We start from the raw sequence: 26,101 nt of genomic DNA, 5'->3' as shown, positions 1-26,101 counted from the left end.
GCCGCGTATTCTATGCCGCCGGCGCGGACAACCCTTCCCGCGTCGCAGCAGATTGCCGGAACGAGGACCTCGATGCCCCTGATCCTTTACCAGCGTGACGATTGCCACCTGTGCGATCTGGCGCTGGACGTGCTGGCCGCTTCACGCGTACCGGCGTTCGAAAGCGTCTTCATCGACCATGACGACGTGCTGGAGGCGCGTTACGGCGCGCGGGTGCCGGTGCTGCGCGACGACGCGACGGGGGCGGAGCTGGATTGGCCGTTCAGTGCGGATCGTGTGAAGGCGTGGCTGCCATGAACATGCGCGCCTGGTCGCGTTGGCTTGCCTTGCTGGGCATCGCGTCCGGCAGTGCCTCGGCAACGGACGTGGACCTGGTGAAGACGGGCCCGGGCCGTGCCGAGGCTTTCGCGTGGCAAGGCCGGACGCTCTCGCAGGTGCTGCCGGTGGACGCCATCGAACGCATCGTGCTGCTGAAAGCGGTGACCAGCGCGCCCGCCGATCTCGATCTGCGCAACCTGCGCCGCATGCTGCGCGATGCCGCTGGCGCTCCCTTGCGGACGGCGGACCACGATGGGCAGGGGTTTCTGCAACTGGGCAGCAACGACACGATCTGGGAAGCCGTCCTGCTGACGCGGGCAGGCGACGTGTTCGGTCTCGTCATCCGTCCCGACGTTGCGGCGGCGGGGGAGGGTGCACATCGCGCCTGCCTCACGGACGAAGCGGGCAGGCGCGGGTGTTTCGGCATTCCTGCGGTGCCGGCCGGCTGAAGATGCCGGGTCTCAGGGCCTGGGTTTCAGTACCACCTTCGTGCTGATGGCCACGTCATTCGGGATGGTCGAGGTATCGGCCCAGTCACCGCCGCCGATGCCGAAGTCCAGGCGCTTTACCGTGGCCTTGCCGCTCAGCACCGGCTGCGCACCGGGCGTCCAAGTGAAGGTCAGCGTCACGGGCTTGCTGGCGCCCCGCAGCGACAGCGTGCCGTCGGCGGCGTACTGGTTGCCGCCGAGCGCGCGGAACTTGGTCGCCGTGTAGCGGGCCTGCGCGAACTTGCCCACGTTGAAGAAGTCGGCCGAGACCAGCGTGTCGTCGCGGTCCTTGTTGCCGGTCTGCGTGCCGGCGAGCTGGATGGCGACGTCCAGCTTGCTGGTGGCCAGCTGCTTGGGATCGAAGCTCATCGTGGTGGTGAAGCTGCCGAACTTGCCGGTGAAGGTTTCGCCTTGGTAGTTGCTGGCAAAGACCAGCGTGGAGCCGGGGGCCTGCACGTAGTCGGCGGCCATGGCCGGCGTGGTGGCCAGCAACAGGGAGGCGAGTGCGAGGCGCGCACGGTCAGGGGTTTTCATCGGGGGAATCCTGCGGGGTGGGGGAAAGGGTCGCCGGCGCGGCGACCGCCGCGGGGGCGGGCGACGCGGCCTTGGCGCGGCCCGGCAGCATGCGGGTCAGCGTGGCGTCGCCCTGGAAGAGATGGTGGTACAGCGCGGCGGCGGCATGGGCGAGCACCAGCACGACGAGTACCCAGAACAGCAGTTCGTGCGCGCCTTCGGCCGCTTCGTGCACGCCATCATCGCGGCCGGTGATGGCCGGCAGGTTGAACAGCTTGAACCACTGCAGCGGATAGCCCGCCGACGAGTTCAGCGCCCAGCCGGATAGCGGAATGGCGAACAGCAGCGCGTACAGCAGCACGTGCGTCACCGACGCGATGCGCTGCTGCCAGGTGGGCGTGCCCGGCACCGGCGCCGGTGTGCCGGCATACATACGCCACAGCACGCGCAGCACGACCAGCGCCAGGATGGTCAGGCCGATCGACTTGTGCAGCGCGTAGATGTTGATCTTGCGCGGCCCGTTGGGCAGGTCGCCCATGGTCAGGCCGAGGTAGGCCATCACCAGGATCAGCACCACGATGAGCCAGTGGAACAGTTGGCTGATCGCACCCCAGCGCTGGTCGGTGTTCTTGAAGGTCATGGCGTCGGCTCCGGCGGTGGCGGGGAAGGCTGGATGTCGGTGTTGCGGTCGTCGGCCTTGCCGTCGTGCGTGGCTTCGGCTTCGATGCGCAGTTCCACCTGGTCGCCGATCACCGACTTCCAGGCCGTGATGCCGAAATCGGCGCGGCTGATCGTCGTGGTGGCGGAAAATCCCACCGTACGGCGGAACGGTGGCATCGGATGACGCTTGACGGCATTCAGCACGACATCGAGGACGATGTCGCGCGTGACGCCGCGCAAGGTCAGTTCCCCGTGCGCTCGCGCATGTGCCGCGTCGATGGGCTCCACGCGCGTGGACACGAAATGCGCTTCCGGGTGGCCTTCGGCATCCAGCAGGGATTTCGCCAGCGTGGCCTTGTTCCAGTCCGCGTCGCCCAGGTCCACGCGCGCCAGCGGTACGCGCACATCGACGCGCGCGCGCGTCCAGTCGCCGGGATCGAAAGCGAGGGTGCCGGTGCTGCCGGAGACAGTGCCGATGGCTTGCGAGAAGCCGGCGTGGCTGATGGCGAACATCACCCGTGTATGCACCGGGTCCAGCCGGTACTCGGCCAGTGCGTCTCGCGCGGACGCGGCCGCCGGCAGCAAGGCCGCGAGGCAGAGGGCGCGCAACAACAGGCGGCGGGAGGACGATCCGGGCATGGGGACGGATTCTAGGGGCCGGCCCATGAAGATACCCCGCTTGCGCGTGCAACGGTCCGTTGCGACGATGCCCGAGGGGCAACCAGGGAATGAAGGCGGGCAGGAATGGTGATGCGTGCGTGGTGGCTGTTGCTGCTGTGTCTGCTGTGCGCGTCCGCGCCGGCGACCGTGCCCGAGATTCCGCGCTTCCGCCTGCTCGGCGCGGGTGACGGGCTGCCTTCCACCACCATTCCCGCGCTTGCGCGCGATCGCGCCGGTTACCTGTGGGTGGCCACCTGGGATGGCCTGGCCCGTTACGACGGTGTCGGGTTCAAGGTGTGGCGACACGATCCCGCCGATCCGGCATCGCTGCCCGGGAACGTGGTGCAGGCGCTGCATATCGATGCCGCGGACCGGGTCTGGGTGGCGACCGAGAACGGCGGCCTGAGCATGATGGGGAACGACCGCAAGGGTTTCCGGCACTACCGCCAGGCCACCCATCCGCAGATGGGCAGCGACGATGTGTTCGCGATCACCAGTCGCGGCAATGACATCTGGTTCGGCACGTTCGGCGGCGGATTGCACCGGTTGTCGGCCGATGGCGGCATCACGCGGTTCGCGGCGGATGCAGGGGATGCCGGAGGCCTGCCGTCGGACAGCGTGCTGTCGCTGGCGTTCGACGCCAAGGGCGTGCTGTGGATCGGCACCATGAGCGGCCTGGCGCGCTATGACGGCCAGCGTGTGCAGCGGCTGGCGTTGCCCGGCGGCGATGCGCTGATCATCTACTCGGTGACCGCCGACGGGGGCTCGGTATGGGTGGGTGCGTCCGATGGCGTGCACCGCTGGTCGCCCGAGGGCCGCTGGGTGTCGCCGCCCTGGTCGCCGATGTTCGCGCGCCCCAATGCGTTGATCGCGATGGCCAGCGACGGCCAGGGCGAGTACTGGCTGGCCAGCCAGGGAGGATTGTGGCGGACCGAGGATGATCGCGCGCCTGCACCGGTGAACTACGACGCGCAGAGCGTGGGCATCGGTCGCGTGCTGCAGGCGGTGATCGCGCTGCCGGACGGTGGCCTGTGGGTGCCCGTGCCGACGCGCGGCCTGGCCTATCTCCATTCGGATTGGCGGCGCATCGCCGCGTTCTCGCCGGCGCAAGGGCTCGGTGGCGGGCTGTATCGCGGCCTGTCGCAGGCGGGTGCCGACGGCGTCTGGATCGCCAGCAGTACCGGCAAGGTGGAACGCCTGGATACGCGCCGCGGCCACGTCACGCCGCTGCCGCACCATGCCGCCCTGCTGTCGGAACTGCGCCTCACCTCCGTGCTGGAGGACCGTCGTGGACAGGTGTGGATCGGCCACCGCAATGGCTTGATCCGCACGGATCCGCGAACCGGCGCGATGCTGCAGTGGGCGCATGAAGGGGATGATGCTGCGCCCGACAACACGTCCATCGACTGGCTGGTCGAGGCCAGGGACGACACGCTGTGGCTGGTCACGCAGATGGGCAGCGTGCAGCAGCGCGACGCCGTCAGCGGGCGCGTACTCAGGACGATCCGCAAGGAAGAGGGCGGAAGCGGCAGTCTTCCCGACATCGAGGGTATCGCGGTCTCGCCCAGTGGCCGCGTGTGGCTGGGAGGCGCGGAGGGCATGCTGCACTGGGACCCCGATGCCGGCCGTTTCGTCGCCGTGCCCGCGCTGGGCAGTGAGCGCGTGTATGCCTTCGCTTTCGAACATGGCGACCGTCTCTGGCTGCACCGCATGTCGGGAGTGGAGGCATGGCGCCGCGAGGCGGATGGCTGGGTGCGCGAGCGCCGGATCGGCGCGGCGGAAGGGCTGCCGGCCGTCGAGTCCACGGGCCTGGCCGTGGACCCGCAGCGGCGCGTGTGGCTGGGGACGCGTCGCGGCCTGTTCCGCATCGATCCCAACCTGCGTGGCTCGCGCGCATTGCTGCGCAACTTCGGTGTGCGCGAAGGCTTGCTGAGCCAGGAGCTGAATGATCGCGGCATATTGATGACCGCCGACGGGCTGCTCGCCACGACGGCCGCGGACGGTTCGGTGGCGCTGCTCGACACGCACCTGCCCGATCCCCGACCGATCACGCCCAACCTGGTGCTGGACAGCCTGCAGGTGAGTCGAGGCGACACGGTGCTGCACCTGCCGCCGATGGCGGCGCTGGAACTGCGCCCGGAGGATCACGAACTGCTGGTGGGCACCCGCCTGCTGAGCTACGAGAATCCGCTGGGCAATCGTTATCGCTCCCTGCTGGAGGGGTTCGACAGCGGCTGGATGGACCAGGGTTCCAGCGGTGAGCGCGTGTTCTCGACGCTGACGCCGGGCCGTTACCGCCTTCGGGTGCAGGCCTTCGATGCCGCCGGCAACGCATCGAAGGAACTGATACTGCAGGTCCATGTGCTGCCGCCATGGTGGCGCAGCACCTGGGGCCTGGCGCTGTTCGCCGTCCTGGGCCTGCTGATGCTGCTGGCGGCCGGCGCGGCGTATCGCAGGCGGGTGCGTCGCCGGAGCGCATGGCAGCTGGCCGAGCACAAGCGCGAGGTGGCGGAGCAGGCTTCGCTGGCGAAGACGCGCTTCCTGGCCACGCTGGGTCACGAGATCCGCACGCCCATGACCGGCGTGCTGGGCATGACCGAACTGCTGCAGGCCACGCCGCTGGACGAGCGCCAGCAGGGCTACACGAATGCGATCCAGCGTGCGGGCACGCACCTCCTGCGGCTGGTCAACGATGCGCTGGACCTGGCGAAGATCGAGGCAGGCAAGCTGGAACTGCAGCAGATCGAGTTCGACCTGCATGCGCTGATCGGCGACGTGGTCGCGCTGATGGGCCCGGTGGCGGGCAAGCGCGGGCTCGCTTTCCATGACGGTATCGCGGCGGGCGTGCCGCGCGTGGTGCGCGGTGACCCGCTGCGATTGCGGCAGATCCTGCTGAACCTGCTGGGCAACGCCATCAAGTTCACCGAGGCGGGCCATGTCTCGCTGCATGCACTGCCGCTGGCGCCGCAGGGCTTGCGCCTGACGGTGGGCGATACCGGACCGGGCATCAACGCCGAGCAGCAGATGCGGCTCTTCCGTCGTTTCGAGCAGGCCGAGGGTGCGCAGACCACTTCGCGCTATGGCGGCAGCGGGCTGGGCCTGGCGATCTGCCAGGAACTGGCGGTGGCGATGGGAGGGCGCATCGAGGTGGAGAGCGCACCGGGCAAGGGCACGCGCTTCTCCGTCGACCTGCCGGCCTTGCACGCGAGTGCTGGCGAACTGGTGCAGGCGCCGGCGCCGCCCGTGGGTACCCTGGCGCAGGTGAGGCCGCTGGACATCCTGCTGGTCGAGGACGATGCGACGGTGGCGGACGTGGTGGCGGGGCTGCTGCGCGCGCGCGGGCATCGCGTGCTGCACGCTCCCCACGGACTGGCGGCGTTGACCGAGGTCGCGGGCACTGCCTTCGACCTGGCGTTCCTCGACCTGGACCTGCCCGGGCTGGATGGCATGGCGCTGGCGCAGCAGTTGCGGTTGCGGGGCGTGACCATGCCGTTGATCGCGCTGACCGCGCGCACCGATGCGGAGGCAGAGCCGCTCGCGCGGCAGGCCGGCTTCGACGACTTCATCCGCAAGCCGGTGACCGGCGACATGCTGGCCATGGCAATCGCATTGCTCCTCGAACGCAGCGACGGGCCGCAGAAGGGAGAAGCATCTTGAAGGTCGCGAAACCCGGGCTCGGCGTGCTCCTGGTGCTGATACTGGCGCTGGCCGGCACTGCGGCTGCCGAAACGCAGCAGCCTCCGTTGCTGGGCGACTACATCACCGACAGTCGCGCGCTGTACCCGCTGCGCGTGGGCGACTGGGAGGCCGTCGGCGAAAAACGCTACGAACAGCAGGAACTGGGCGTGTCGGTGCGTTACCAGGACACCCGCAAGCCGGATCGCTGGATGGACCTGTACCTGTACCCGGCCGGCGTGATGTTCGATCCGGCATTCGAGCGCGTGTTCGACCAGAGCGTCGACGAAATCGTACAGATCGCGCGCGCACGCGGCGCCGGCGACGTGCGCCCGGGCGACGCGCGGACGCTCCCCTCGCAGCCGGTGGCGGGCGAAGGGATGCTGGGCGACCTGGCCGTCAAGGCACGTTCGTTCGCGATGGAGATCCCGATGCGCGAGAAGCGGTACCGGTCCGTGCTCGCGATGACCGTGCGCGACCTGTACTTCATCAAGATCCGCTACAGCGTGGAGGCCGATACTGCTTCCGACGAGGATGTGCAGGGGCAGGCCGAGGCCTTGCTCGCCGGCTTCGCCAAGGAGGTGCGCGTGCTGAACACAGGACGCTGCCGGCAGATCCTGCAGGTCAGTCCGCTGCCTGTGGGCGGCGTGAGGCCGGAGGCGGTGATGGCCAGTACGAACGACGGGCGCGAGGACGAAATGTGGATCGCCGACGATACGGTCTATCTTCGCCCGGCGGTGATCGCACGCGAGCAGGACATGGCGCGGCTGCGCAGCGAGGCCCAATCGATCCGCGACGTGCTGCGGGGCCGGTGCGTGTCGCCCGAGATGATGGAGATCGCCGTGCCGGACGGCATGCGCGAGATCCGCTTCGAATATCGCCTGCCGCCGGAGCGCTCGGACGGCACCACGCCACGGCTGCGCGGACGCCGCACGGGCGTGGGGTGATCCTGCGTCCTCAGCGCAACGCGCGGACTTCGATCACGCCGAACACAGGGTCGTAGTAGAACCAGTCGCTGGTGTTGTCCGCCAGCCACGCGATCCGTGCGCGTGACGGCTGCGGCACATGGCAGAGCAGGGCATGGCCGTAGTCTTCGCCGGGGGCGGAAGGCACGGGCGGAACATCCGACAGCAGGTCTTCGAGCGATCCGGGCTTTTCGCCCCAGCTGAGGCAGTCCGCTTCGGCGTTGGTCCCCTCGGGCCAATCCATGCGGGCCCAGAATGCGTCGCGGCCACGCCGCTGCAATCGATGCGCGTCGGACGCCGCGCCATCGGCTACCTGCACGACGCGCCAGTGGTCGCCTGCCTGCTGCACGATCCACACCACGTCATCGGGGAGTGCGGTCGCGCCGTGGCCATACGTGCCGACGAAGGCCGGTTGTCCGCCTGCTTCAGCGAATGAAGGCGCTATGCAGGCCAGGAGGAACAGGGCAAGGCAGCGCATGGCCTCAGTCCGCCCAGGCTTCGACGTACAGCGTACGGGTGGCGTCGTCCGGATCGGCGTGGATCCAGATCCCGCCGGTATCGCCGGCCGGGAGGTAAAGGCCATCGTCGGCTTTCAGCATCGTGCAGGCCATGTCCACTGCTTCCCGCGCGATGGCCTGTTCGCGGCAGGTATCTTCGACGAACCGCCGCAGCGCGGGCGCGGCCGTGACGTAAGGCGTCGCCAGCACGTATTGATGATCGCCCCAGCGCTGGGAATCCATCAGGCGCACTTCCGTCACCGGCTGGCCCGCCAACCGCACGCGCTCAGGATGCAGCAGCGCACGGGCATTCACGGCCGTGAGCGCTTCGCTTTCGTCATCGGCCATGGCGTCATCGCAGTCCAGTTCCACGCGGACCACGTGTTGCCGCCATCCGGGCGCGAGTTCATCCAGGCGGCGTGCGCGGATGCGTTCGCAGCCCGGCGCGACGTCCAGTGCGTGCGATGCGTGGTCATCCGGCACCACCATCACCAGCGCCGGGAAGTCACCTCCGGCAACATGCAGGACGTGTGGCGCGCGGTTGTCTTCGGCGCGGGCATGTGCCCCTGCCATCAGCAACAGGCTGGCGGCAGCGGGGGCGAGCAGGGGGCGGCATTCCATTGCGTCACTCCGGCGGGAAAGGGCGTGGATCAGCGCGCGCTGTAGGCGTGCACTTCGTCCACCAGCACCGCGACGTGGTCCGGGTTCATGTCCGGCGACATGCCGTGGCCAAGGTTGAAGACGTGGCCCTCGCGCGAACCGCCGTTGCCGTCGCGATAGCTGTCCAGCGCGCGGCGCGCCTCGCGGCGGATGGCGTCGGGCGAGCCGTACAGCGTGGCCGGATCCAGGTTGCCCTGCAGCGCGACCTTGCCCTGCGTGCGACGTGCGGCCTCGGACAACTCCACCAGCCAGTCCACGCCGACGCCCTCGGCGCCGGTGTCGGCCAGGTCTTCGAGATAGGCGGCGGTGCCTTTGCCGAACAGGATCAAGGGCGTGCGTTCGCTACCCTCGCCACGCTGCAGCTCCTTCGCGATGCGCTGCAGGTAGGGCAGGGAGAACTCGCGGTACATCGCCGGGCTCAGCACGCCGCCCCAGGTGTCGAACACCTGCAGTGCCTGCGCGCCAGCGGAGCGCTGCGCGGCGAGGTAGGCAATCACCGCGTCGGTGTTGACCGAGAGCAGCCGATGCAGCGTGTCCGGCTCGTTCAGCGCCATCGCCTTGATGCGCGCGAAGTCCTTGCTGCCGCCGCCTTCCACCATGTAGCAGGCCAGCGTCCACGGGCTGCCGGAGAACCCGATCAGCGGGACCTTGCCGTCCAGTTCGCGCCGGATCACGCGCACCGCATCCATCACGTAGCGCAGTTCGGTTTCCATGTCCGGCACGCCGAGCTTGGCCGCGTCGGCGGCGCTGCGCACGGTGCGCTCGAACTTCGGGCCTTCGCCTTCGACGAAGTACAGGCCCAGGCCCATCGCATCCGGAATGGTCAGGATGTCGGAGAACAGGATCGCCGCGTCCAGGTCGAAGCGACGCAGCGGCTGCAGGGTGACTTCGCAGGCGATGTCGGGGTTCTTCGCCATGCCGAGGAAGCTGCCGGCCTCCTTGCGGGTGGCACGGTACTCCGGCAGGTAGCGGCCGGCCTGGCGCATCAGCCAGACGGGCGTGCGGTCCACGGGTTCGCGGCGCAGGGCGCGCAGGAAACGATCGTTCTTGAGGGCAGTCATCGGGAATCCGGGGGAAAGGGTTACTTGGGCGCGTCGGCGCCGCGGGCGAACATCAGCTGGAAGCCACGCTTGAGGTGGCTGTCGCGGGCCTTCTCGAAGGCCGCGTTGGCCTCGTCCTGCAGCAGGTACTGTTCGCGCTTGAGCGTGGCGCGACCGCCGATCTGGCCGGTTTCGCGCAACAGCTCCCAGCCGCCGAACAGATCGGGCTGCAGGGTCAGCTGGACGTAGCGGGGCGCTTCGCCCGCGTCGGGGCGTTGCTGGAGGAAGACGCGCATGCCGGCATTTTAGCCGGACAGCAGCGCCAGCACGCGGCTTTCGTCCACGTCCGGCACCACATCGGCCTGGCCCAGGCCCCGCCACAGCACCAGCCGCAGGCGCCCGGCCAGGTTCTTCTTGTCCAGGCGCATGCGGGCAAGCAGGGCCTCCGGTGCCAGTCCGGCCGGAATATGCGTCGGCAGCCCGTAGCCCGCCAGCAGGGTTTCCAGGCGGTCGGTGTCGGTCGCCGGGGCCATGCCGAGCCCGGCGGAAAGCCGCGCGGCCAGCACCATGCCCACCGCCACGGCTTCGCCATGGTTGAGGTTGTCGTTGCCCAGGCCGCCGTAGCCCTGCTCGGTCTCGATGGCGTGGCCGAAGGTGTGGCCGAAGTTCAGCAGCGCTCGCTCGCCCTTTTCCAGCGGGTCGCGCGCCACGATCTCGGCCTTGTGCTCGCAGCTGGCGGCGATGGCCAGTGCCAGCGCCTCGCCGTCCATCGCCAGCAGCGCTTCGCGTTCCTGTTCCAGCCACTGGAAGAAGCGCGCATCGCGGATGGCGCCGTACTTGATCACTTCGGCCAGACCGGCGCGCAATTCGCGCGGTGGCAGTGTCGCCAATACCTCCGTGTCGGCGAACACCGCCCGTGGCGGATGGAACGCGCCCACCAGGTTCTTGCCCTGCGGGATGTCGACGGCGGTCTTGCCGCCCACCGACGAATCCACCATCGACAGCAGCGTGGTGGGCACCTGCACGCAGTCCACGCCGCGCATCCAGCAGGCCGCCGCGAAGCCGGCCAGGTCGCCAACCACGCCGCCGCCCAGCGCGATCACGCAGGCGTCGCGGGTGGCGCCCAGCGTGGCCAGTGCCTCGATGGCATGGCCGAAATGCGCCAGCGTCTTCGACTCTTCGCCCGCAGGCAGGATGAAGGTGCCGATGGCCAGGTCGGGGCGCGCGGCATGCAGGGCTTCGCGCACCCTGCCCGCGTACAGCGGCGCGACGATGGAGTCGCTGACCAGCAGCACGTGCCGGCCGCGCACGTGTCCGGCGAGCGCGGTGCCATCGGACAGCAGTCCCGGGCCGATGGCGATGGTGTAGGGCGTCTCGCCGCCGACGTCGACGGTGCGTGCGTTGCTCATGCGTTCTCTTCGATGGGCTGCCAGCGATGCGCCAGCAGCTGGGTCAGGCGGGCGGTCGCCTCGGGCGGCGTCAGGCCGTCGGTGTCCAGGGTCAGGTCCGCCACGTCACGATAAAACGGCTCGCGCAGGGTGGCCATGTCCTGCAATACCTGTTCGCGGTCCGGGCGTTGCAGCAACGGGCGGTTGGTGCAGCGGCCGAGCCGGCGCAACTGCGCCTCCACGCTGACCTGCAGGTAGACCACATAGCCGCGCTGCCTCATCAGGACGCGGTTGTCCGCATCCAGGACCGCGCCGCCGCCCGTGGAGACCAGTTGGCCATGGCCGGCCAGCAGTTCGCCCAGGGTCGCCTTCTCGCGCTCGCGGAAGCCGGCTTCGCCGATGTGCTCGAACAGGGTGGTGATGCTGGCGCCGGTGCGATCGACGATGGCCTGGTCCGCGTCCACGAACACCAGCCCGAAGCGCTCGGCCACGCGCTTGCCGATGGATGTCTTGCCGGCCCCGGTGGGGCCGACCAGGATCAGGTTGGGGGCCGGATTCATGATGCTCCAGATGCTAGCACTGCCCACGCGTGGCGTGGCCTTAACACCGGCGGGTCTACGGTGGCCGTCCGGCGTCTTGCCGGGGCAACCGAGGAGGGAAGCACCATGTCCGTCGCCAAGATCATCGAGGTCAATGCGTCATCCAAGACCAGCATGGAAGACGCCGTGAAGGTGGGCCTGAAAAAGACGTCCGAGACCGTGAAGAACATCAAGGGGGCCTGGGTCAACGAGATCAAGGTCGTCACCGACGATGGCGGCAACGTCACCGAGTGGCGCGTGAACCTGCGGATCAGTTTCGTAGTGGCGTGACGCCATCAGCGTACCCCCTGTAGGAGCGACGTGAGTCGCGACCGCGGATCGGGCACGAACGGAAACTGCCTGGGCGGGATGACAATTCCGAGCCTCATGCGCCGCTGAACCTGCGGGCGTGCGGTCGCGACTCACGTCGCTCCTACACCTACAGACGCGGGGTGCGCGCCTCATCCAGCGCTATCGTCCTGTCCGCCATTCCCGGCAGCGTCACCAGCAGGTGCCGGCTGGTCCGCTCGTAGTGCTGGATGAAGCGGTCCAGCTGCGCGCGATCCATGCCGGTGCGTGCAGGGTCCTGCGCCACCATCGCCTGTTCCTGCTGCCAGCGCCAGGTCCGTACAATGTCGAAGCCCGGCGGCTGCAGGAACCACAGCGCGTCGATGCGCGACCACAGCGCGGGATAGTCGCGGCGCAGGGCATCGTTGCAGTACCGGCGCCACACGCCGCCAGAGTCTTCGTCGCGTTCCAGCGCATTGAGTGGCACGTGCAGGGCCGCGTCGTCCTCGGGCACGGCGTTCAGGCACCAGCCTTCGAACAGCACCAGGTCCACCCGTTCCGCGATGCGTGGCCAGCCGGTTTCTGGCAGACGGTCATCGGCCAGCTTGTCGAATCGGGGCAGTGCGGTGTCCTGGCCGGCACGCAACGCATCCAGTACGCGGCAGCCGAGTGCCACGTCATGAGTCCCCGGCGGCCCGCGCGTGGCGAGCAAGGGGTGCACATCTCCGGCAAGACGCACACGATCGGCACGGGTCAGGTACAGGTCGTCCAGCGACAGCACGGCGACGCGCAGGTGGGCCGCTTCTGCCTGCGTGGCGATCTGGTGGGCCAGCGTCGATTTGCCACTTCCCTGCAGGCCGGTGATGGCGAAGACCGGCGTGCGCGCAGGCAATGCGCGCGCGGCGGCAAGCGCGTCGCGGACGAGAACGTCGGGAAAGCCCTCGGGATGCGCAGCCTGCCTCATCGCGCGACAATAGCGCATGCCCGGCACGCGGGCGCTGCCCTGACCACGCCATGACCGATCTGTACGCCGAAGCCCTGTCCACGTTCGCCACACTCTACGGCGAGGCCAAGTCATCGGGCACCGAAGTCGAACCCAATGCGATGACGCTGGCCACCGCCACGCCGGACGGCCGTCCCTCCGCACGCACCGTGTTGCTGAAGGCGTTCGACGAACTGGGCTTCGTCTTCTACACCCACACCCACAGCCAGAAGGGGCGCGAGCTGCACGACAACCCGTGGGCCGCGCTGCTGTTCCTGTGGCGCAGCCTGCGCGAGGCCGGCATCCAGGTGCGCGTGGAAGGCACGGTGACGGCGGTCAGCGATGCCGAAGCCGATGCCTACTTCGCCTCCCGCCCACGCCAGAGCCAGCTGGGCGCGTGGGCTTCGATCCAGTCCGAGACGCTGGATTCGCGCAAAGCCTTCGAGACGCGCATGGCGGAGGTGGAGGCACGCTTCGCCGGTGCCGACGTGCCGCGCCCGGACGGATGGAGCGGTTACCGCGTGGCACCGGAGGCGATCGAGTTCTGGTACGGCGCGCAGTTCCGGCTGCACGAGCGCTGGCGCTACGAATGCGATGCTGCCGGCGTATGGAGCAAGCGGATGCTGTTTCCTTGAGCGAGGTACGTATCGCGGAGGCCGCGCCGTCGGACGTCACGGCCTGGGTCGCACTGCGCGCCGGACTGTGGCCGGATGCCGATGCTGCGGAACTGCGTGAGGAGGCCGGGGTCTGGGACGCCACGCGCGGCGTCGCATGGCTGGCCTTCGACGGGGAGGGCCATGCCATCGGCCTGGCCGAAGCCAGTCTGCGGCACGACTACGTCAACGGTACCGACGGCTCGCCGGTCGGTTTCCTGGAGGGCTGGTATGTCGCCCCCGCCTGGCGCGGACGTGGCGTGGGGCGTGCGCTGATCGCGCAGGTGGAAGCCTGGACGCGTGCACGCGGCTGCGTCGAGTTGGCGTCGGATGCGTTGCTCGACAACACCGCCAGCCATGCGGCGCATGCGGCCTGCGGCTTCGAGGAGACCGAGCGCGTGGTGTATTTCCGCAAGCGGCTGGTCGACTGAACCATGGGCCCGCAACGCATCGTCTGCCTCACCGAGGAGCCCACCGAAACACTGTATGCGCTGGGCGAGCAGGACCGCATCGTCGGCATCAGCGGGTTCACCGTGCGGCCGCCGCAGGTGCGCAAGGAGAAGCCGAAGGTCAGCGCGTTCACCAGCGCGAAGATCGGCGAGATCCTGAAGCTGCAGCCGGATCTCGCGATCGGTTTCTCCGACATCCAGGCCGATATCGCCGCCGAACTCGTGCGGCATGGCGTGGAGGTCTGGATCAGCAACCACCGCAGCGTGGACGGCATCGTCGACTACGTCCGGCGACTCGGCGCACTGGTCGGTGCCGCCGCACGCGCCAACGAGTACGCCGATGCGCTGCAGCGCGGGCTGGATGACGTGCGTGCACAGGCGGCGCGCCTGCCGCGCCGACCGGCGGTCTACTTCGAGGAATGGGACGAACCGCAGATCACCGGCATCCGCTGGGTGTCGGAACTGATCGGTATCGCGGGTGGCGATGACGTGTTTCCCGAGATGGCGCGCGAGCCGCTGGCGAAGCAGCGCATCCTCGCCGACGGCAGCGAGGTCGTGCGGCGTGCGCCGGACATCATCCTCGGCTCGTGGTGCGGCAAGAAGTTCCGCCCCGACAAGGTCGCGCAACGGCCGGGTTGGGATGCCATTCCCGCCGTGCGCAACGGCGAACTCCACGAGATCAAGTCGCCGTTGATCCTGCAGCCGGGTCCGGCGGCGCTGACGGATGGCGTGCGGGCGATCGCGGCGATCGTGCAGGGGTGGGCGGCGCGGCGCGCGTGAGGCTGGTGTCCGTTGTAGGAGCGACGTAAGTCGCGACCGCGGACTGGACGTCGCGAGACGGAATGGGACGTTCGCGATCCTCACGTTTGCCATGGGTCGATGTCACGGATGGCGTGCGGTCGCGACTTGCGTCGCTCCTGCATGGGACGAGCCGGCCGTCAGAAATTCCGCTGGAACTTCACCGTCTCGGTTCGACCGCCGGCCGTCACCTCGATTTCGAAACGGTAGGAATTGCGCGGCGAGATGCGCGCCGTGCCTATATGGTCCGCGTAGCCGCCGGCGTCGACCTTGCGCAGCGTGATGGCCTGCCGCGCGCCGGACAGGTCGTGCGCGGTGACGCTGACGTTGCCATCCGCATCGACCTCTTCGCCACCGTCCACGGTGCGCAGCGCGACCAGCACCAGCGCCGTGCCGGCGTCGCGTGGCACGCCGTACTGCCTGGCGACCGCCTCGCTCAACGCCAGCGTTGGCAGCGCGTTGTAGCGCACGCGCAGGGTACCGAAGTCGGCCTCGGCCGGCGTGGCTTGCACGAACTCCGCGGTGCGCGGGGCCTCGCCGCCGGAGCAGGCGGACAGCAGGACCAGGACGAACGGGGCGGCGAATCGTTTCATGGGCATGGGGGATGTGGGCCTGGGTAGCGTACGACGTCGGGAAGGAGGCGGATGCAGGTTCAGTCGTTCGCCGCCGACAACTCGCCGCCACGCACGGTGGCGGCGTGCACGGCCTGTGCCACCAGCGTTTCGAAGCCGCCTGCCTGGAAGGTCTCGATGGCCGCTTGCGTGGTGCCGTTGGGCGAGGTGACGCGACGGCGCAGCTCGGCCGGGGTTTCACCGCTCTCGGTCAGCATGCGCGCCGCGCCCAGCACGGTCTGCAGTACCAGCGTACGTGCCGCCTCGTCGGACAGGCCTTCCGCCTTCGCCGCCGTTTCCATCGCTTCGGCAAGCAGGAAGACATAGGCCGGCCCGCTTCCCGATACGCCGGTGACCGCATCCATCGTGGCCTCCGCCTCGATCCACACCGTCGGTCCTGCTGCGGACAGCAGCAACTCGGCGCGCTGCCGGCCCGCCGCATCGACTTCGCTGCTGGCGTGCAGCCCGGTGACACCGGCACCCAGCAGGGCGGGCGTGTTGGGCATGCTGCGGACCACCGGCACGCCGCCACCCAGCCAGCGCTGCATCTGCGTGGTCGTGATGCCGGCCGCGATGGACACAGCCAATGGCCGCTGCGACTGCGCAAGCGGCGCGAGGCCTTCGCACACCGCGCGCATCACCTGCGGCTTCACCGCGAACAACCAGGTATCGGCACCGTAAGCGGCTTCGCCTGCTTCGCCGAAGACCTGCACGCCGAAATCTGCCGCCAGCGCGGCACGCAGGGGTTCCGCGGGTTCCGCCACGCGGATGCGCGAGGGATCCGCGCCGCGCTTGACCAGGCCACCGATCAGGCTGCGCGCCATGTTGCCGCCGCCGATGAAGGCAAGCGGATGCGTCAACAGAGGGGAAGTGTTCGAGCGGGTCATGAGGTGGAGCCTCGTGGAAGCGGCTGGGTGGGAGGCAGAATCAAGCGGTTCGCGCCGGCCGCGCGCCGAACAGTGCGGTGCCGATACGGACCATCGTGGCGCCATGCGCGATGGCCTGTGCGAAGTCATCGCTCATGCCCATCGACAGAGTGTCGATGCCAGGGTGCCGCGACGCCAGCGCATCCTGCAGCGACTTCATGCGGCTGAATGCCGCCGCGCGTGCGGCCGGGTCCGGATGCGGGGCGGGAATCGCCATCAGTCCGCGCAGTCGCAGTCCGGGTGCCGCGGCGATGGCATCGGCCAGGGTCATCACCTCGTCGGGATGGCAGCCGTGCTTGCTGGCCTCATCGTCGATGTTCACCTGGATGAGCACATTCAGGGGCGGGCGATCCGCAGGCCGATAGCGTGACAGGGCGCCGATCAATGTGTGACGGTCTACCGTTTGCACCCAGTCGAAGATGCGTGCGGCGATCTCGGCCTTGTTCGATTGCAGGTGGCCGATGAGATGCCATTCCAGCCCCATGCCGGCCAGTTCGCCGATCTTCGCCTGCGCCTCCTGCACGTAGTTCTCGCCGAAGGCGCGCTGCCCGGTACGGGCCAGTGCGGCCACGGCGGCGGCGGGGTGCAGCTTGGACACGGCCAGCAGATCGGGTACTGGCCGATGGGCGGCATCCGCTGCGTTTTCAAGACGTTGCAGGGTCTCGCTGAGAGCGTCGGCGAGCATGTTCATCCAACCATTGGCGGAAACGGCAAGGGCGCTATACTGCCCTTCGGGGAAGTAACGTTCCAGTTCGCAGCAACTTGGGGAAGCAGCGTCATGGATATCGCCGAACTCTTGGCGTTCTCGGTAAAGAACAAGGCATCGGACCTCCACCTGTCAGCCGGCCTGCCGCCGATGATCCGCGTGGACGGCGACGTGCGCCGCATCAACATCCCGGCACTCGACCACAAGCAGGTGCATGCGCTGGTCTACGACATCATGTCGGACAAGCAGCGGCGCGACTTCGAGGAATTCCTGGAAGTCGACTTCTCGTTCGAGATCCCGTCGCTGGCGCGCTTCCGCGTCAATGCGTTCAACCAGAACCGCGGTGCGGGTGCGGTATTCCGTACCATTCCCTCGGAAGTGCTGACCCTGGAAGACCTGGGTTGCCCGCCGCTGTTCCGCGAGCTGATCCAGCAGCCGCAGGGCCTGATCCTGGTCACCGGCCCGACCGGCTCGGGCAAGTCGACCACGCTGGCGGCGATGATCGACCACATCAACAAGAACGAGTACGGCCACATCCTCAGCGTCGAGGATCCGATCGAGTTCGTGCACACCTCGCAGAAGTGCCTGATCAACCAGCGCGAAGTGCATCGCGATACGCACGGCTTCAACGAGGCGCTGCGCTCGGCCCTCCGCGAGGATCCCGACTACATCCTGGTCGGCGAGTTGCGCGATCTGGAAACCATCCGCCTGGCGCTGACCGCTGCGGAAACGGGCCATCTGGTGTTCGCCACCCTGCATACCAGTTCGGCGGCCAAGACCATCGACCGCATCATCGACGTGTTCCCCGCCGGCGAGAAGCCGATGGTGCGCTCGATGCTGTCCGAATCGTTGCGTGCGGTCATTTCGCAGGCGCTGCTGAAGAAGATCGGCGGTGGCCGTACCGCAGCCTGGGAAATCATGGTGGGCACGCCGGCCATCCGCAACCTGATCCGCGAGGACAAGGTGGCGCAGATGTACTCGTCCATCCAGACCGGCCAGAACTACGGAATGATGACCCTGGACCAGCATCTGCAGGATCTGGTGAAGCGCAGCCTCATCACCCGGCAGCAGGCCAAGGAATACGCGAAGGACAAGCGTCTGTTCGAATAGCCTTGTGCGGGGTGATTCGCGATTCGTGATTTTTCAAAAGCCGGGGTTCTGATGAAGTGATGGAGTGAATGCGCGGCCGGGACGTCCGTTCCTGCGAGTCACTGCTCACGAATCACGAATCACGGCTCCTCCAGGAGCCACCCATGAGCACCATCGATTTCACCTCGTTCCTCAAGCTGATGGCGCACCAGAAGGCGTCGGACCTGTTCATCACGTCCGGCATGCCGCCATCCATCAAGGTGAACGGCAAGATCTCGCCGATCACGCAGACGCCGCTGACATCGCAGCAGTCGCGCGACCTGGTGCTGAACGTGATGACGCCGTCGCAGCGCGAGGAGTTCGAAAAGACCCACGAGTGCAACTTCGCCATCGGCGTGGCCGGCGTGGGCCGCTTCCGTGTCAGCTGCTTCTACCAGCGCAACCAGGTGGGCATGGTGCTGCGCCGCATCGAAACGCGCATCCCGACCATCGAAGAGCTGAACCTGCCGCCGGTCATCAAGACGCTGGCCATGACCAAGCGCGGCATCATCATCTTCGTCGGCGCCACCGGTACCGGCAAGTCCACCTCGCTGGCGGCGATGATCGGCTACCGCAACCAGAATTCCACCGGCCACATCATCACCATCGAAGACCCCATCGAGTTCGTGCACAAGCATGAGGGCTGCATCATCACGCAGCGTGAAGTGGGCATCGACACCGACAGCTGGGACGCGGCGCTGAAGAACACCCTGCGCCAGGCGCCCGACGTCATCATGATCGGCGAAGTGCGCACGCGCGAAGGCATGGACCACGCCATCGCGTTCGCCGAAACCGGCCACCTGGTGCTGTGCACGCTGCACGCCAACAACGCCAACCAGGCGATGGACCGCATCATCAACTTCTTCCCGGAAGACCGCCGCACCCAGCTGCTGATGGACCTGTCGCTGAACCTCAAGGGCGTGGTGGCGCAGCAGCTGATCCCCACGCCGGACGGCAAGGCGCGCCGCGTGGCGATGGAGATCCTGCTCGGCACGCCGCTGGTGCAGGACTACATCCGCGAAGGCGAGGTGCACAAGCTGAAGGAAGTGATGAAGGAATCCACCAACCTCGGCATGAAGACCTTCGACCAGGCCCTGTTCGAGCTGTACCAGGCCGGCGAGATCAGCTACGAGGACGCGCTGCGCTTCGCCGATTCGCAGAACGAAGTGCGCCTGCGCATCAAGCTGGCCCAGGGCGGCGATGCCCGCACACTGGCGCAGGGGCTGGACGGCGTGGAGATTGCGGAAGTCCGCTGATTCCGCGCAGTACACGTCAAACGGAAGGGGCGGGTGACCGCCCCTTTTTCGTGGGCAGTCGCCTGCCTTCAAGGACCTCCGGCACCCGAAAATGTTGACTTCCGGCACCTCATTGCACGACAGCTGGATCCGATGATGTGCGGGAACCGACGCGATGTCGGCCTCTCCAGGACCCTTGCCCCATGACGCAGATCCTCTCGCACACCCCCCTTTGGGTTTTTGGTCTGTTCTTCGGCCTGGTCTACCTGGGTTATCTCCAGAGCAGGACGCGCCGGGTTTCTCGCGGCCGCCTCATCGTGCTGCCGCTCGCCATGTTGGCCTGGTCGCTGTACTCGGTCTGGTCGACCTTCGATGCCCACGTCACGGCGCTGGCGGCGTGGGCTTGCGCGTGGGTCGCCGTGGTGGCCATCGCCCTGGTGCGGGTGCCTTCGCACCGCGCGTCCTACGATGCCGAGACCCGGCGGTTCACCGTCGCCGGCAGCTGGGTGCCCCTGGCGTTGATGATGGGCATCTTCTTCTTCAAGTACGCGGTGGCGGTGGTCCATGCCATGAAGCCGGGCGTGCTCGGGACGATAACCGCGGTCGTTGTGGTCGCCGGTACGTACGGGCTCTTCAGCGGAATGTTCATGGCGCGTGCGCTGCGAGTGCTGGCGGTGATGAAGCGGCAGCGGCTGGTGGAGCGTAGTGCCTGACGAGACAGGTAGGATGGGTTGAGCCGAAGGCGATACCCGTCATCAAGGCGCTGATGATCCAGCGATGATGGGTATCGCCTTCGGCTCAACCCATCCTACAAACGACTTCAGCCCTTCATCGTTCCCGATTCCAACCACCGCTGGTGCCACGACAGCGCTTCCGGCAGCAGGTGCGGGGTGTGCTTGCCATAGCTGTGATGCAGGGCGCGGTCGAAGTAGTCCTGCAGCGCGTCGCGGTAGTCGGGGTGTGCGCAGTTGGCGACCAGCAGGCGGGCGCGTTGCTTGGGCGTGAGGCCGCGCAGGTCGGCGAGGCCCTGTTCGGTGACGATCACCGAAACGTCGTGCTCGGTGTGGTCCACGTGGCTGACCATGGGCACCAGCGCGGAGATGCTGCCGCCCTTGGCGGTGCTCGGGCTGAGAAACACCGACATGAAACCGTTGCGTGCGAAGTCGCCCGAGCCGCCGATGCCGTTCTGGATGCGGCTGCCCATCACGTGGGTGGAGTTGACATTGCCGTACAGGTCGGCCTCGATCATGCCGTTCATGCCGATGCAGCCCAGCCGCCGCACCAGCTCGGGATGGTTGGACATCTCCTGCGTGCGCATGATGATGCGCTCGCGGTAGAACGCGATGTCGCGCTTGAACGCTTCGTTGGCTTCCGGGCTCAGCGCGAAACCGGTACATGACGCGACGTCCAGCACGCCTTCGCGCAGCAGGTCGAGCATGCCGTCCTGGATCACCTCGGTGAACGCGGTCAGGCCGCGGAAGCCGCTCTTCGCCAGCCCCGCCAGCACGGCATTGGGAATGTTGCCCACGCCGGACTGCAGCGGCAGCAGGTTCGGCGGCAGGCGGCCGAGCGCGACCTCGTGCTTGAGGAAGTCGATCAGGTGTCCGGCGATGCGCTCGCTGGTGGCGTCGATGGGCGTGAACGGACTGTTGCGGTCGGGTCCGTGCGTACGCACGACGGCGACGATCCTGTCCGGGTCGCAGCGCAGGGCGGTCTCACCGATGCGGTCCTGCACGTGTTCCAGCGGGATCGGCTTGCGGTACGGCGGCAGGGCCGTGCCGTAGTAGATGTCGTGCATGCCGTCGACACCGGCAGGCTGCCAGTCGTTGACCTCGATGATCACTTTCTTCGCCAGGTCCAGCCAGGTCTTGTTGTTGCCGACCGAGGTCGACGGCACCAGCGTGCCGTCCTCGCGGATCGCCGAGACCTCGATCACCGCCGTGTCGATGGGACCGTAGAAGCCGAACCACACATGCTGGGCGACATGGCTCAGATGGATGTCGATGTAGTCCAGCGTGCCGTCGTTGATCCGCTTGCGTGCGTCCGGGTCGCTCTGGAACGGCATGCGGAGGGCGATGGCGTCGGCCTTGGCGAGGGCCCCGTCGAGTTCGGGCGCGGTCGAGGCGCCGGTCATCAGCTTGATCTGGAACGGCAGTCCGTCCGCATGGGCCTGTTCGATCTGCGCGGCCAGCGCCAGCGGCACCGCCTTGGGGTAGCCGGAGCCCGTGAAGCCGCTCATGGCGACCGTCTCGCCGGGCTTTATCAGGGCGGCCGCCTGTTCGGCGCTGACCACGCGGTCGCGCAGGCCGGCGTGGCGGATACGGTCTTCCTGTGGCATCGGGCTGGGCATCCAGTGAGCGAAACGCGGATTATCGCGGTGGGGTGTTGCGCCGCAGGATACGACCTTGGTGGCACGCACGTGTTGCGTGGGATCAATGCCCGGTGGCCGTCATCCACGGCGGCCGGTGTTTGGCGGCACGGCGGAACGCGGGGCAATCCTCGCGGTGCGCGCCGGGCAGGTAGCCCAGGCTCATCAGGAATTCGCCGGTGATCTCGCCGCCGGTGAAGCGGAAAGTCTTCTTGAAGAGCCTGATCCAGTCCGCCTTCGGCAGGGGATGGTGGGCATCCAGCCATGCCGCGAAGCCGCCATGGCTGGCACGCAGCCGCTGGACGACCTGCGCGTTGTGGATCGCGGCGTCGATCTTCAACCGGTTGCGGATGATGCCGGCGTCCGCCATCAGCCGCGCACGGTCCTTCTCGCCATAGAGGGCCACCGTGTCCACGTCGAAGCCGCCATAGGCGGCGCGGAAACCCTCGCGCTTCCTCAGCATCGTCTCCCAGCTCAGGCCGGCCTGGTTGATTTCCAGCAGCAGGCGCTCGAACAGGACCGCTTCCTCGCGTTGCGGGAACCCGTACTCGCGGTCGTGGTAGGGCCCGTGCAGCGGGTGGCCGGGGGCAATATCGCAATAACCGGACATGGAAGATCGGCCAGGAAGGGGATTCCCGATTCTAGGCCGTGTTGCGGACAGGAACCGCCCGCGCGGGTCCGGGCTAGAATGACGCCCATGCACGATGCCGCCACGCCCCTGGCCAACCAGCTGCTGATCGCCTTGCCGGTGCTGGCCGATCCCAATTTCGCGCGCAGCGTCACGTTGATCTGCCAGCACGACGACGAAGGCGCCATGGGTGTGGTCGTCAATCGCCCGTCGGAGTACACGCTGGGCGAAGTGCTGCGGCAGATGAACCTCGCTTCCCACAACCCGCGCCTGGACGACCAGGTGGTGCTGGCGGGCGGGCCGGTGCATCCGGAGCGCGGCTTCGTGCTGCATGACGACGCGCGCGCGTGGGAGTCCACGCTGGAAGTCGCGGACGGCCTGTACCTGACCACCTCGCGCGACATCCTGGAAGCGATGGCGGTAGGCGAGGGTCCGGCAAACGCCGTCATGGCGCTGGGCTGTGCGGGCTGGGGAGCAGGCCAGCTGGAATACGAACTGGGCGAGAACAGCTGGCTGACGGCGCCCGCCGATGCCGAACTGCTGTTCGCGCTGCCGCTGGAGCGGCGTTGGCAGGCGGCAGGCCAGCGGATCGGCGTGGACATGACGCGCCTGACGGACTACAGCGGCCACGCATGAGCCTCTGCCTGCGCCCGCAGACGTTGTCTCCACAGCGACCGGTGCAGGATGGCGCACGCGTGATCGAACGGAGGCAGGTGGCATGAAGCTGGATGGCACCGTACTGGGATTCGACGTGGGCGCCCGCCGCATCGGCGTGGCGGTCGGCAGCGCGTTCGGCACCGGCGCGCGTGCGCTGGCGGTGATCGACGTGCATGGCCACGGGCCGGACTGGCCGGCGATCGACAAGCTGCATGCGGAGTGGAAGCCCGACGGCCTGGTGGTCGGCGACCCGATGACGCTGGACGGCGGCGACCAGCCCATCCGCAAGCGCGCGCACGCCTTCGCCCGCGAACTGCGCGCGCGCTACAACCTGCCGGTGGTGCTGGTGGACGAGCGCACCAGCTCCGTCGAAGCCTCGCAACGCTTCGCACTGGACCGTGCCGAGGGCCGCAAGCGCCGCCGCGACGCGGTGGCGCTGGACGCCGTCGCGGCGGCCGTGATCATCGAACGCTGGCTGGCCGCTCCCCAGGACGCGACCCAGTTGACCTGATTCTTCCCTGACGAAACTCCATGACTTCCCAACTTGATCCGGATGGACGCCTGCGTCACCTGCTGACCCTCGAGGGCCTGCCCCGCGAGACTCTCTGCCGCCTGATCGACCGTGCCGGCCAGATCCGCGATGCCGCGCTCGGTCGCACGCCGCGGCGAAAGGTCCTGGACGGCACCACGGTCTGCACGCTGTTCTTCGAACCGTCCACGCGCACGCGCAGCTCATTCCACATCGCCGCGCAGCGGCTGGGTGCGGACGTGCTGAACTTCGATGCCTCCACCTCGTCCACGCGCAAGGGCGAAACCGCGCGCGATACCCTGCGCAATCTCGAGGCGATGGGCGTGCGCGGATTCATCGTCCGTCATGCCGACGACGGCGCGGTCGCGGCGCTGGCCGCCGAGGCGGGCGAGGGCACTGCGTTGATCAACGCGGGCGACGGCCGCAGCGCGCACCCCACCCAGGGGTTGCTGGACGTGCTGACGATCCGCCAGGCCAAGGGTGCCGATTTCTCGCGCCTGAAGGTGCTGATGGTCGGCGACGTGAAGCATTCGCGCGTGGCGCGTTCCGACCTGCATGCACTGCATACGCTCGGCGCGGGCGAGATCCGCGTCTGCGGACCGCAATCGCTGCTGCCCGACGATGGCACCCTGGCGGGTTGCCGGACGGGACAGGATTTCGACGCCATGCTCGAAGGCGTGGACGTGGTGATGATGCTGCGCCTGCAACGCGAGCGCATGGAAGAAGGCCTTGTCGCATCGCTGGAGGATTACCACCGCGAGTACGGGCTGACCACCGCGCGCCTGGCGCGTGCCGCCAAGGATGCCGTGGTGCTGCATCCGGGCCCGATCAACCGTGGCGTGGAGATCACCGACGAGGTCGCCGACGGCCCGCAGTCGCTGGTGCTGCGCCAGGTCAGCAACGGTGTCGCCATCCGCATGGCGGTGCTGGAGATGTTGCTGGGGTGAGGGCGGCACCCTCGCCCGTAGGAGGCCCTTCAGGGCCGACGGGTTCCGGTCGGCCCTGAAGGGCCTCTTGCGCGGGGTGGCTTACTCCGGTGCCGCGACCACCTGGTTCTTGCCCGCCTGCTTGGCTTGGTACATGGCGCGGTCCGCGCGGGCGAGCAGTTCGTCCTGCGATTCGCCCGGTACCCAGCGCGCCACGCCGGCACTGAACGTCGGCATGATGCCGCGGCCCTCGTAGATCAGCGGCTTGTGCGCGAGGCGGGCACGCAGGCGCTCCAGCGTGCCCATCGCTTCCAGGAAGCTGGTGTCGGGCAGCAGCAGCACGAACTCTTCGCCACCGAAACGTGCGACGGCATCGCTGGCACGCAGGGTGGCGCGCGCCAGGGTTACCACGTGGCACAAGGCGGCATCGCCACCCAGGTGGCCGTGCGCGGCATTGATGTGGCGGAAATCGTCCAGGTCCAGCAGTGCCAGGCTCAGCGTCTGCCCGCTGCGCAGCGCGCGCACGGATTCGCGTTTGAACAGTTCGTCGAAGCCGCGCCGGTTCAGTGCTTCGGTCAGCTGGTCCACGCGCACCAGCGCCGAGACCGATTGCAGTTCCTGTTCGAGATCCGCCGCGCGGCGCTCGGCCTCCTCCACCTCGCGCCGCGCCTCCAGCAGGCTGTCGCGCGCGCGCAGCGCCTGCGCCTGCACCTGTGCCGTGTCCGCCAGGATGTCCTCCATCCGCTTGCCCAGTTCGGCGATGCTGCGGCTGTCGCGGATGGCCTGCGCATGGAAGCTGATGCGGTCGTGGTATTCGCCGGTGCTGCACGCCATGCCGTCCAGCCGCTCGACGAAGGTCACCATCATCTCCTTCATCGACGCCTTGGACTCGGCCAGTCCCTGCTTCAGCAGGCCCTGCTTGTAGATCACTTCGCGCAGCCCGGCGCGGGTCTGCTCCAGCGCGGTGCGGTCTAGCGGGCCGGACAGCAGCTGGCGCACCGCACCGATCTGGTCCTGCAGCCAGCTGCCGTCCTCGATCAGTTCGCCGACGTTCTCCAGCAGCAGGTCGAACAGGCTGCGCATTAGTTCCTGCGCGTCGTTGACCTCGTGCGTGCGCAGGCCGATCTGCTGGCAAAGTTCCCGCAGGTCACTGCCCAGCCCATCCAACGGCTGGGCAGGTTGCCACTGGCGGACGCGGTCGGCCAGCGCGTGCGCTTGCGGCAGCAGCAACGCGTCGTCGCGCAGCAGGTGCTCCATGCCGGCAACGAGCAGGTGCTGCAGCAGGTCGCGCAGTTGCTCGGCCTCGCCGGCCAGCGGCTCGTCCTGGATCGTGCGGATGTACTTGTCGACCAGTTGCCGCAGTGCGCGACCGTAGCGGGGCCAGTCGGCATCGGCGTGCGCGGACTGCAGGCGCTCGCCCATGCCATGCAGTTCCCCCGGCAGGCCAGCGACGCCGTCGGCGAAGGCGGACAACAGGGCGGCCGGCTCTTCGGCATGTGCGAACAGGGCCTGCAATTGTTGCGCGCTGATGCTGGTGCGGGGCCCGGCGCTGGCCGCCGGGGCCAGTTCCCGCGACGACGACGGCGCGGCGTCCCGCCGCCGCGACCAGAGCCGGCGCAGGCCGCCAGGAAAACCGGAGTTGTCGTCGGCCATGTCAGTCATTGCAGGTCACTCGCACGGCCACGGGCAGGCACCCGTCAGGCGTCAGGGGATGCCGGGTTATCGGCCGCGGAGAGCATTGATTGAGGGCGGGGCGACCAGGGCGGGCACGTGGA

At 68.2% G+C, this 26,101-nt stretch carries 30 protein-coding genes; 14 read left to right on the top strand and 16 right to left on the bottom strand.

Annotated elements, in window-relative coordinates:
• The first annotated feature begins 72 nt into the window (after positions 1-72).
• Complete coding sequence (locus WBN46_RS04670; protein WP_298125639.1) at positions 73-297, top strand: glutaredoxin family protein; 225 nt, start codon at positions 73-75, stop codon at positions 295-297.
• On the top strand, positions 294-767 hold the full coding sequence (locus WBN46_RS04665) for a hypothetical protein (protein WP_337730491.1): 474 nt from the start codon (positions 294-296) through the stop codon (positions 765-767). The genes WBN46_RS04670 and WBN46_RS04665 overlap by 4 nt, the downstream gene beginning before the upstream one ends.
• A gap of 12 nt (positions 768-779) precedes the next feature.
• On the opposite strand, the gene WBN46_RS04660 is transcribed toward WBN46_RS04665, so the two are convergent.
• The 3 genes from WBN46_RS04660 to WBN46_RS04650 are packed head-to-tail and all read right to left on the bottom strand — an operon-like array spanning position 780 to position 2,618.
• On the bottom strand, positions 780-1,340 hold the full coding sequence (locus WBN46_RS04660) for a YceI family protein (RefSeq protein ID WP_337730490.1): 561 nt from the start codon (positions 1,338-1,340) through the stop codon (positions 780-782).
• Positions 1,327-1,959, bottom strand: a complete 633-nt coding sequence (locus tag WBN46_RS04655) for a cytochrome b (RefSeq protein ID WP_337730489.1) — start codon at positions 1,957-1,959, stop codon at positions 1,327-1,329. The genes WBN46_RS04660 and WBN46_RS04655 overlap by 14 nt, the downstream gene beginning before the upstream one ends.
• On the bottom strand, positions 1,956-2,618 hold the full coding sequence (locus WBN46_RS04650) for a YceI family protein (protein WP_337730488.1): 663 nt from the start codon (positions 2,616-2,618) through the stop codon (positions 1,956-1,958). Before WBN46_RS04650 ends, WBN46_RS04655 begins: the two co-directional genes overlap by 4 nt.
• Positions 2,619-2,729: 111 nt before the next feature.
• Between WBN46_RS04650 and WBN46_RS04645 the strand changes: the two genes are divergently transcribed.
• Together WBN46_RS04645 and WBN46_RS04640 are read left to right on the top strand one after the other, a co-directional pair.
• Entirely contained in the window at positions 2,730-6,296 is a 3,567-nt protein-coding gene (locus WBN46_RS04645) for an ATP-binding protein (RefSeq protein WP_337730487.1), read from the top strand.
• On the top strand, positions 6,293-7,261 hold the full coding sequence (locus WBN46_RS04640) for a hypothetical protein (protein ID WP_337730486.1): 969 nt from the start codon (positions 6,293-6,295) through the stop codon (positions 7,259-7,261). Before WBN46_RS04645 ends, WBN46_RS04640 begins: the two co-directional genes overlap by 4 nt.
• Before the next feature lie 10 nt (positions 7,262-7,271).
• Here WBN46_RS04640 and WBN46_RS04635 read toward each other — a convergent pair whose 3' ends face one another.
• From WBN46_RS04635 to WBN46_RS04610, 6 genes are read right to left on the bottom strand one after another with little or no spacing between them, the layout of a single operon-like run.
• Positions 7,272-7,757 (bottom strand): hypothetical protein, encoded by a 486-nt coding sequence (locus tag WBN46_RS04635; protein WP_337730485.1) that lies wholly within the window; start codon positions 7,755-7,757, stop codon positions 7,272-7,274.
• Positions 7,758-7,761: 4 nt separating this feature from the next.
• Positions 7,762-8,397: a hypothetical protein gene (locus WBN46_RS04630; protein WP_337730484.1), complete on the bottom strand. Its 636-nt coding sequence runs from the start codon at positions 8,395-8,397 to the stop codon at positions 7,762-7,764.
• A 29-nt stretch (positions 8,398-8,426) separates the two neighbouring features.
• The gene (gene hemE / locus WBN46_RS04625; RefSeq protein WP_337730483.1) at positions 8,427-9,497 is read right to left on the bottom strand and encodes a uroporphyrinogen decarboxylase; all 1,071 of its coding nucleotides are present in this window, start codon (positions 9,495-9,497) and stop codon (positions 8,427-8,429) included.
• A 20-nt stretch (positions 9,498-9,517) separates the two neighbouring features.
• Positions 9,518-9,772, bottom strand: coding sequence for a WGR domain-containing protein (locus tag WBN46_RS04620; protein ID WP_093300856.1), 255 nt, complete (start codon positions 9,770-9,772; stop codon positions 9,518-9,520).
• Positions 9,773-9,781: 9 nt separating this feature from the next.
• Entirely contained in the window at positions 9,782-10,885 is a 1,104-nt protein-coding gene (gene aroB / locus WBN46_RS04615) for a 3-dehydroquinate synthase (protein WP_337730482.1), read from the bottom strand.
• The gene (locus WBN46_RS04610) at positions 10,882-11,424 is read right to left on the bottom strand and encodes a shikimate kinase (RefSeq protein ID WP_337730481.1); all 543 of its coding nucleotides are present in this window, start codon (positions 11,422-11,424) and stop codon (positions 10,882-10,884) included. Before WBN46_RS04610 ends, aroB begins: the two co-directional genes overlap by 4 nt.
• A gap of 105 nt (positions 11,425-11,529) precedes the next feature.
• On the opposite strand from WBN46_RS04610, the gene WBN46_RS04605 reads away from it, so the two are divergent.
• Complete coding sequence (locus WBN46_RS04605; RefSeq protein WP_142123577.1) at positions 11,530-11,733, top strand: dodecin family protein; 204 nt, start codon at positions 11,530-11,532, stop codon at positions 11,731-11,733.
• A 148-nt stretch (positions 11,734-11,881) separates the two neighbouring features.
• Here WBN46_RS04605 and WBN46_RS04600 read toward each other — a convergent pair whose 3' ends face one another.
• Positions 11,882-12,694 carry a kinase gene (locus WBN46_RS04600; protein WP_337730883.1) on the bottom strand — a complete coding sequence of 271 codons (813 nt, stop codon included), beginning with the start codon at positions 12,692-12,694 and terminating at the stop codon, positions 11,882-11,884.
• Between the two features lie 50 nt (positions 12,695-12,744).
• On the opposite strand from WBN46_RS04600, the gene pdxH reads away from it, so the two are divergent.
• Genes pdxH through WBN46_RS04585 form a run of 3 tightly spaced genes read left to right on the top strand, consistent with a single transcriptional unit; the run spans position 12,745 to position 14,594 of the window.
• Entirely contained in the window at positions 12,745-13,347 is a 603-nt protein-coding gene (pdxH, locus tag WBN46_RS04595) for a pyridoxamine 5'-phosphate oxidase (RefSeq protein WP_337730480.1), read from the top strand.
• Entirely contained in the window at positions 13,320-13,796 is a 477-nt protein-coding gene (gene aac(6') / locus WBN46_RS04590) for an aminoglycoside 6'-N-acetyltransferase (RefSeq protein WP_337730479.1), read from the top strand. Before pdxH ends, aac(6') begins: the two co-directional genes overlap by 28 nt.
• A gap of 3 nt (positions 13,797-13,799) precedes the next feature.
• Positions 13,800-14,594 carry a cobalamin-binding protein gene (locus WBN46_RS04585; RefSeq protein ID WP_337730478.1) on the top strand — a complete coding sequence of 265 codons (795 nt, stop codon included), beginning with the start codon at positions 13,800-13,802 and terminating at the stop codon, positions 14,592-14,594.
• 158 nt (positions 14,595-14,752) lie between these two features.
• Here WBN46_RS04585 and WBN46_RS04580 read toward each other — a convergent pair whose 3' ends face one another.
• Genes WBN46_RS04580 through WBN46_RS04570 form a run of 3 tightly spaced genes read right to left on the bottom strand, consistent with a single transcriptional unit; the run spans position 14,753 to position 16,834 of the window.
• Positions 14,753-15,205: a DUF4426 domain-containing protein gene (locus tag WBN46_RS04580; RefSeq protein WP_337730477.1), complete on the bottom strand. Its 453-nt coding sequence runs from the start codon at positions 15,203-15,205 to the stop codon at positions 14,753-14,755.
• Positions 15,206-15,264: 59 nt separating this feature from the next.
• Positions 15,265-16,110: a pyrroline-5-carboxylate reductase gene (gene proC / locus WBN46_RS04575; protein WP_337730476.1), complete on the bottom strand. Its 846-nt coding sequence runs from the start codon at positions 16,108-16,110 to the stop codon at positions 15,265-15,267.
• Positions 16,111-16,150: 40 nt separating this feature from the next.
• Positions 16,151-16,834 (bottom strand): YggS family pyridoxal phosphate-dependent enzyme, encoded by a 684-nt coding sequence (locus tag WBN46_RS04570; RefSeq protein WP_337730882.1) that lies wholly within the window; start codon positions 16,832-16,834, stop codon positions 16,151-16,153.
• 93 nt (positions 16,835-16,927) lie between these two features.
• On the opposite strand from WBN46_RS04570, the gene WBN46_RS04565 reads away from it, so the two are divergent.
• From WBN46_RS04565 to WBN46_RS04555, 3 genes are all read left to right on the top strand, one after another.
• On the top strand, positions 16,928-17,965 hold the full coding sequence (locus tag WBN46_RS04565; protein ID WP_192200351.1) for a type IV pilus twitching motility protein PilT: 1,038 nt from the start codon (positions 16,928-16,930) through the stop codon (positions 17,963-17,965).
• Between the two features lie 143 nt (positions 17,966-18,108).
• Positions 18,109-19,239 (top strand): PilT/PilU family type 4a pilus ATPase, encoded by a 1,131-nt coding sequence (locus WBN46_RS04560; protein WP_142123584.1) that lies wholly within the window; start codon positions 18,109-18,111, stop codon positions 19,237-19,239.
• 137 nt (positions 19,240-19,376) lie between these two features.
• Positions 19,377-19,931: a DUF6622 family protein gene (locus WBN46_RS04555; protein WP_337730475.1), complete on the top strand. Its 555-nt coding sequence runs from the start codon at positions 19,377-19,379 to the stop codon at positions 19,929-19,931.
• Positions 19,932-20,038: 107 nt separating this feature from the next.
• On the opposite strand, the gene WBN46_RS04550 is transcribed toward WBN46_RS04555, so the two are convergent.
• The gene (locus WBN46_RS04550; RefSeq protein ID WP_337730474.1) at positions 20,039-21,556 is read right to left on the bottom strand and encodes an acetyl-CoA hydrolase/transferase family protein; all 1,518 of its coding nucleotides are present in this window, start codon (positions 21,554-21,556) and stop codon (positions 20,039-20,041) included.
• Between the two features lie 94 nt (positions 21,557-21,650).
• Positions 21,651-22,196 (bottom strand): DNA-3-methyladenine glycosylase I, encoded by a 546-nt coding sequence (locus WBN46_RS04545; RefSeq protein WP_337730473.1) that lies wholly within the window; start codon positions 22,194-22,196, stop codon positions 21,651-21,653.
• Between the two features lie 87 nt (positions 22,197-22,283).
• Between WBN46_RS04545 and WBN46_RS04540 the strand changes: the two genes are divergently transcribed.
• From WBN46_RS04540 to WBN46_RS04530, 3 genes are all read left to right on the top strand, one after another.
• Positions 22,284-22,850 carry a YqgE/AlgH family protein gene (locus WBN46_RS04540; RefSeq protein ID WP_337730472.1) on the top strand — a complete coding sequence of 189 codons (567 nt, stop codon included), beginning with the start codon at positions 22,284-22,286 and terminating at the stop codon, positions 22,848-22,850.
• An 82-nt stretch (positions 22,851-22,932) separates the two neighbouring features.
• Complete coding sequence (gene ruvX, locus WBN46_RS04535; protein WP_142123588.1) at positions 22,933-23,382, top strand: Holliday junction resolvase RuvX; 450 nt, start codon at positions 22,933-22,935, stop codon at positions 23,380-23,382.
• A 20-nt stretch (positions 23,383-23,402) separates the two neighbouring features.
• On the top strand, positions 23,403-24,347 hold the full coding sequence (locus WBN46_RS04530) for an aspartate carbamoyltransferase catalytic subunit (RefSeq protein ID WP_337730471.1): 945 nt from the start codon (positions 23,403-23,405) through the stop codon (positions 24,345-24,347).
• An 81-nt stretch (positions 24,348-24,428) separates the two neighbouring features.
• On the opposite strand, the gene WBN46_RS04525 is transcribed toward WBN46_RS04530, so the two are convergent.
• Complete coding sequence (locus WBN46_RS04525) at positions 24,429-25,979, bottom strand: GGDEF domain-containing protein (RefSeq protein WP_337730470.1); 1,551 nt, start codon at positions 25,977-25,979, stop codon at positions 24,429-24,431.
• Between the last annotated feature and the right edge of the window lie 122 nt (positions 25,980-26,101).

The organism is Pseudoxanthomonas sp. CCNWLW251 (assembly GCF_037402255.1).
Classification (GTDB): domain Bacteria; phylum Pseudomonadota; class Gammaproteobacteria; order Xanthomonadales; family Xanthomonadaceae; genus Pseudoxanthomonas_A.
The sequence above is the reverse complement of the archived record's forward strand: the minus strand, read 5'-3'. Positions and strand labels throughout refer to the sequence as shown.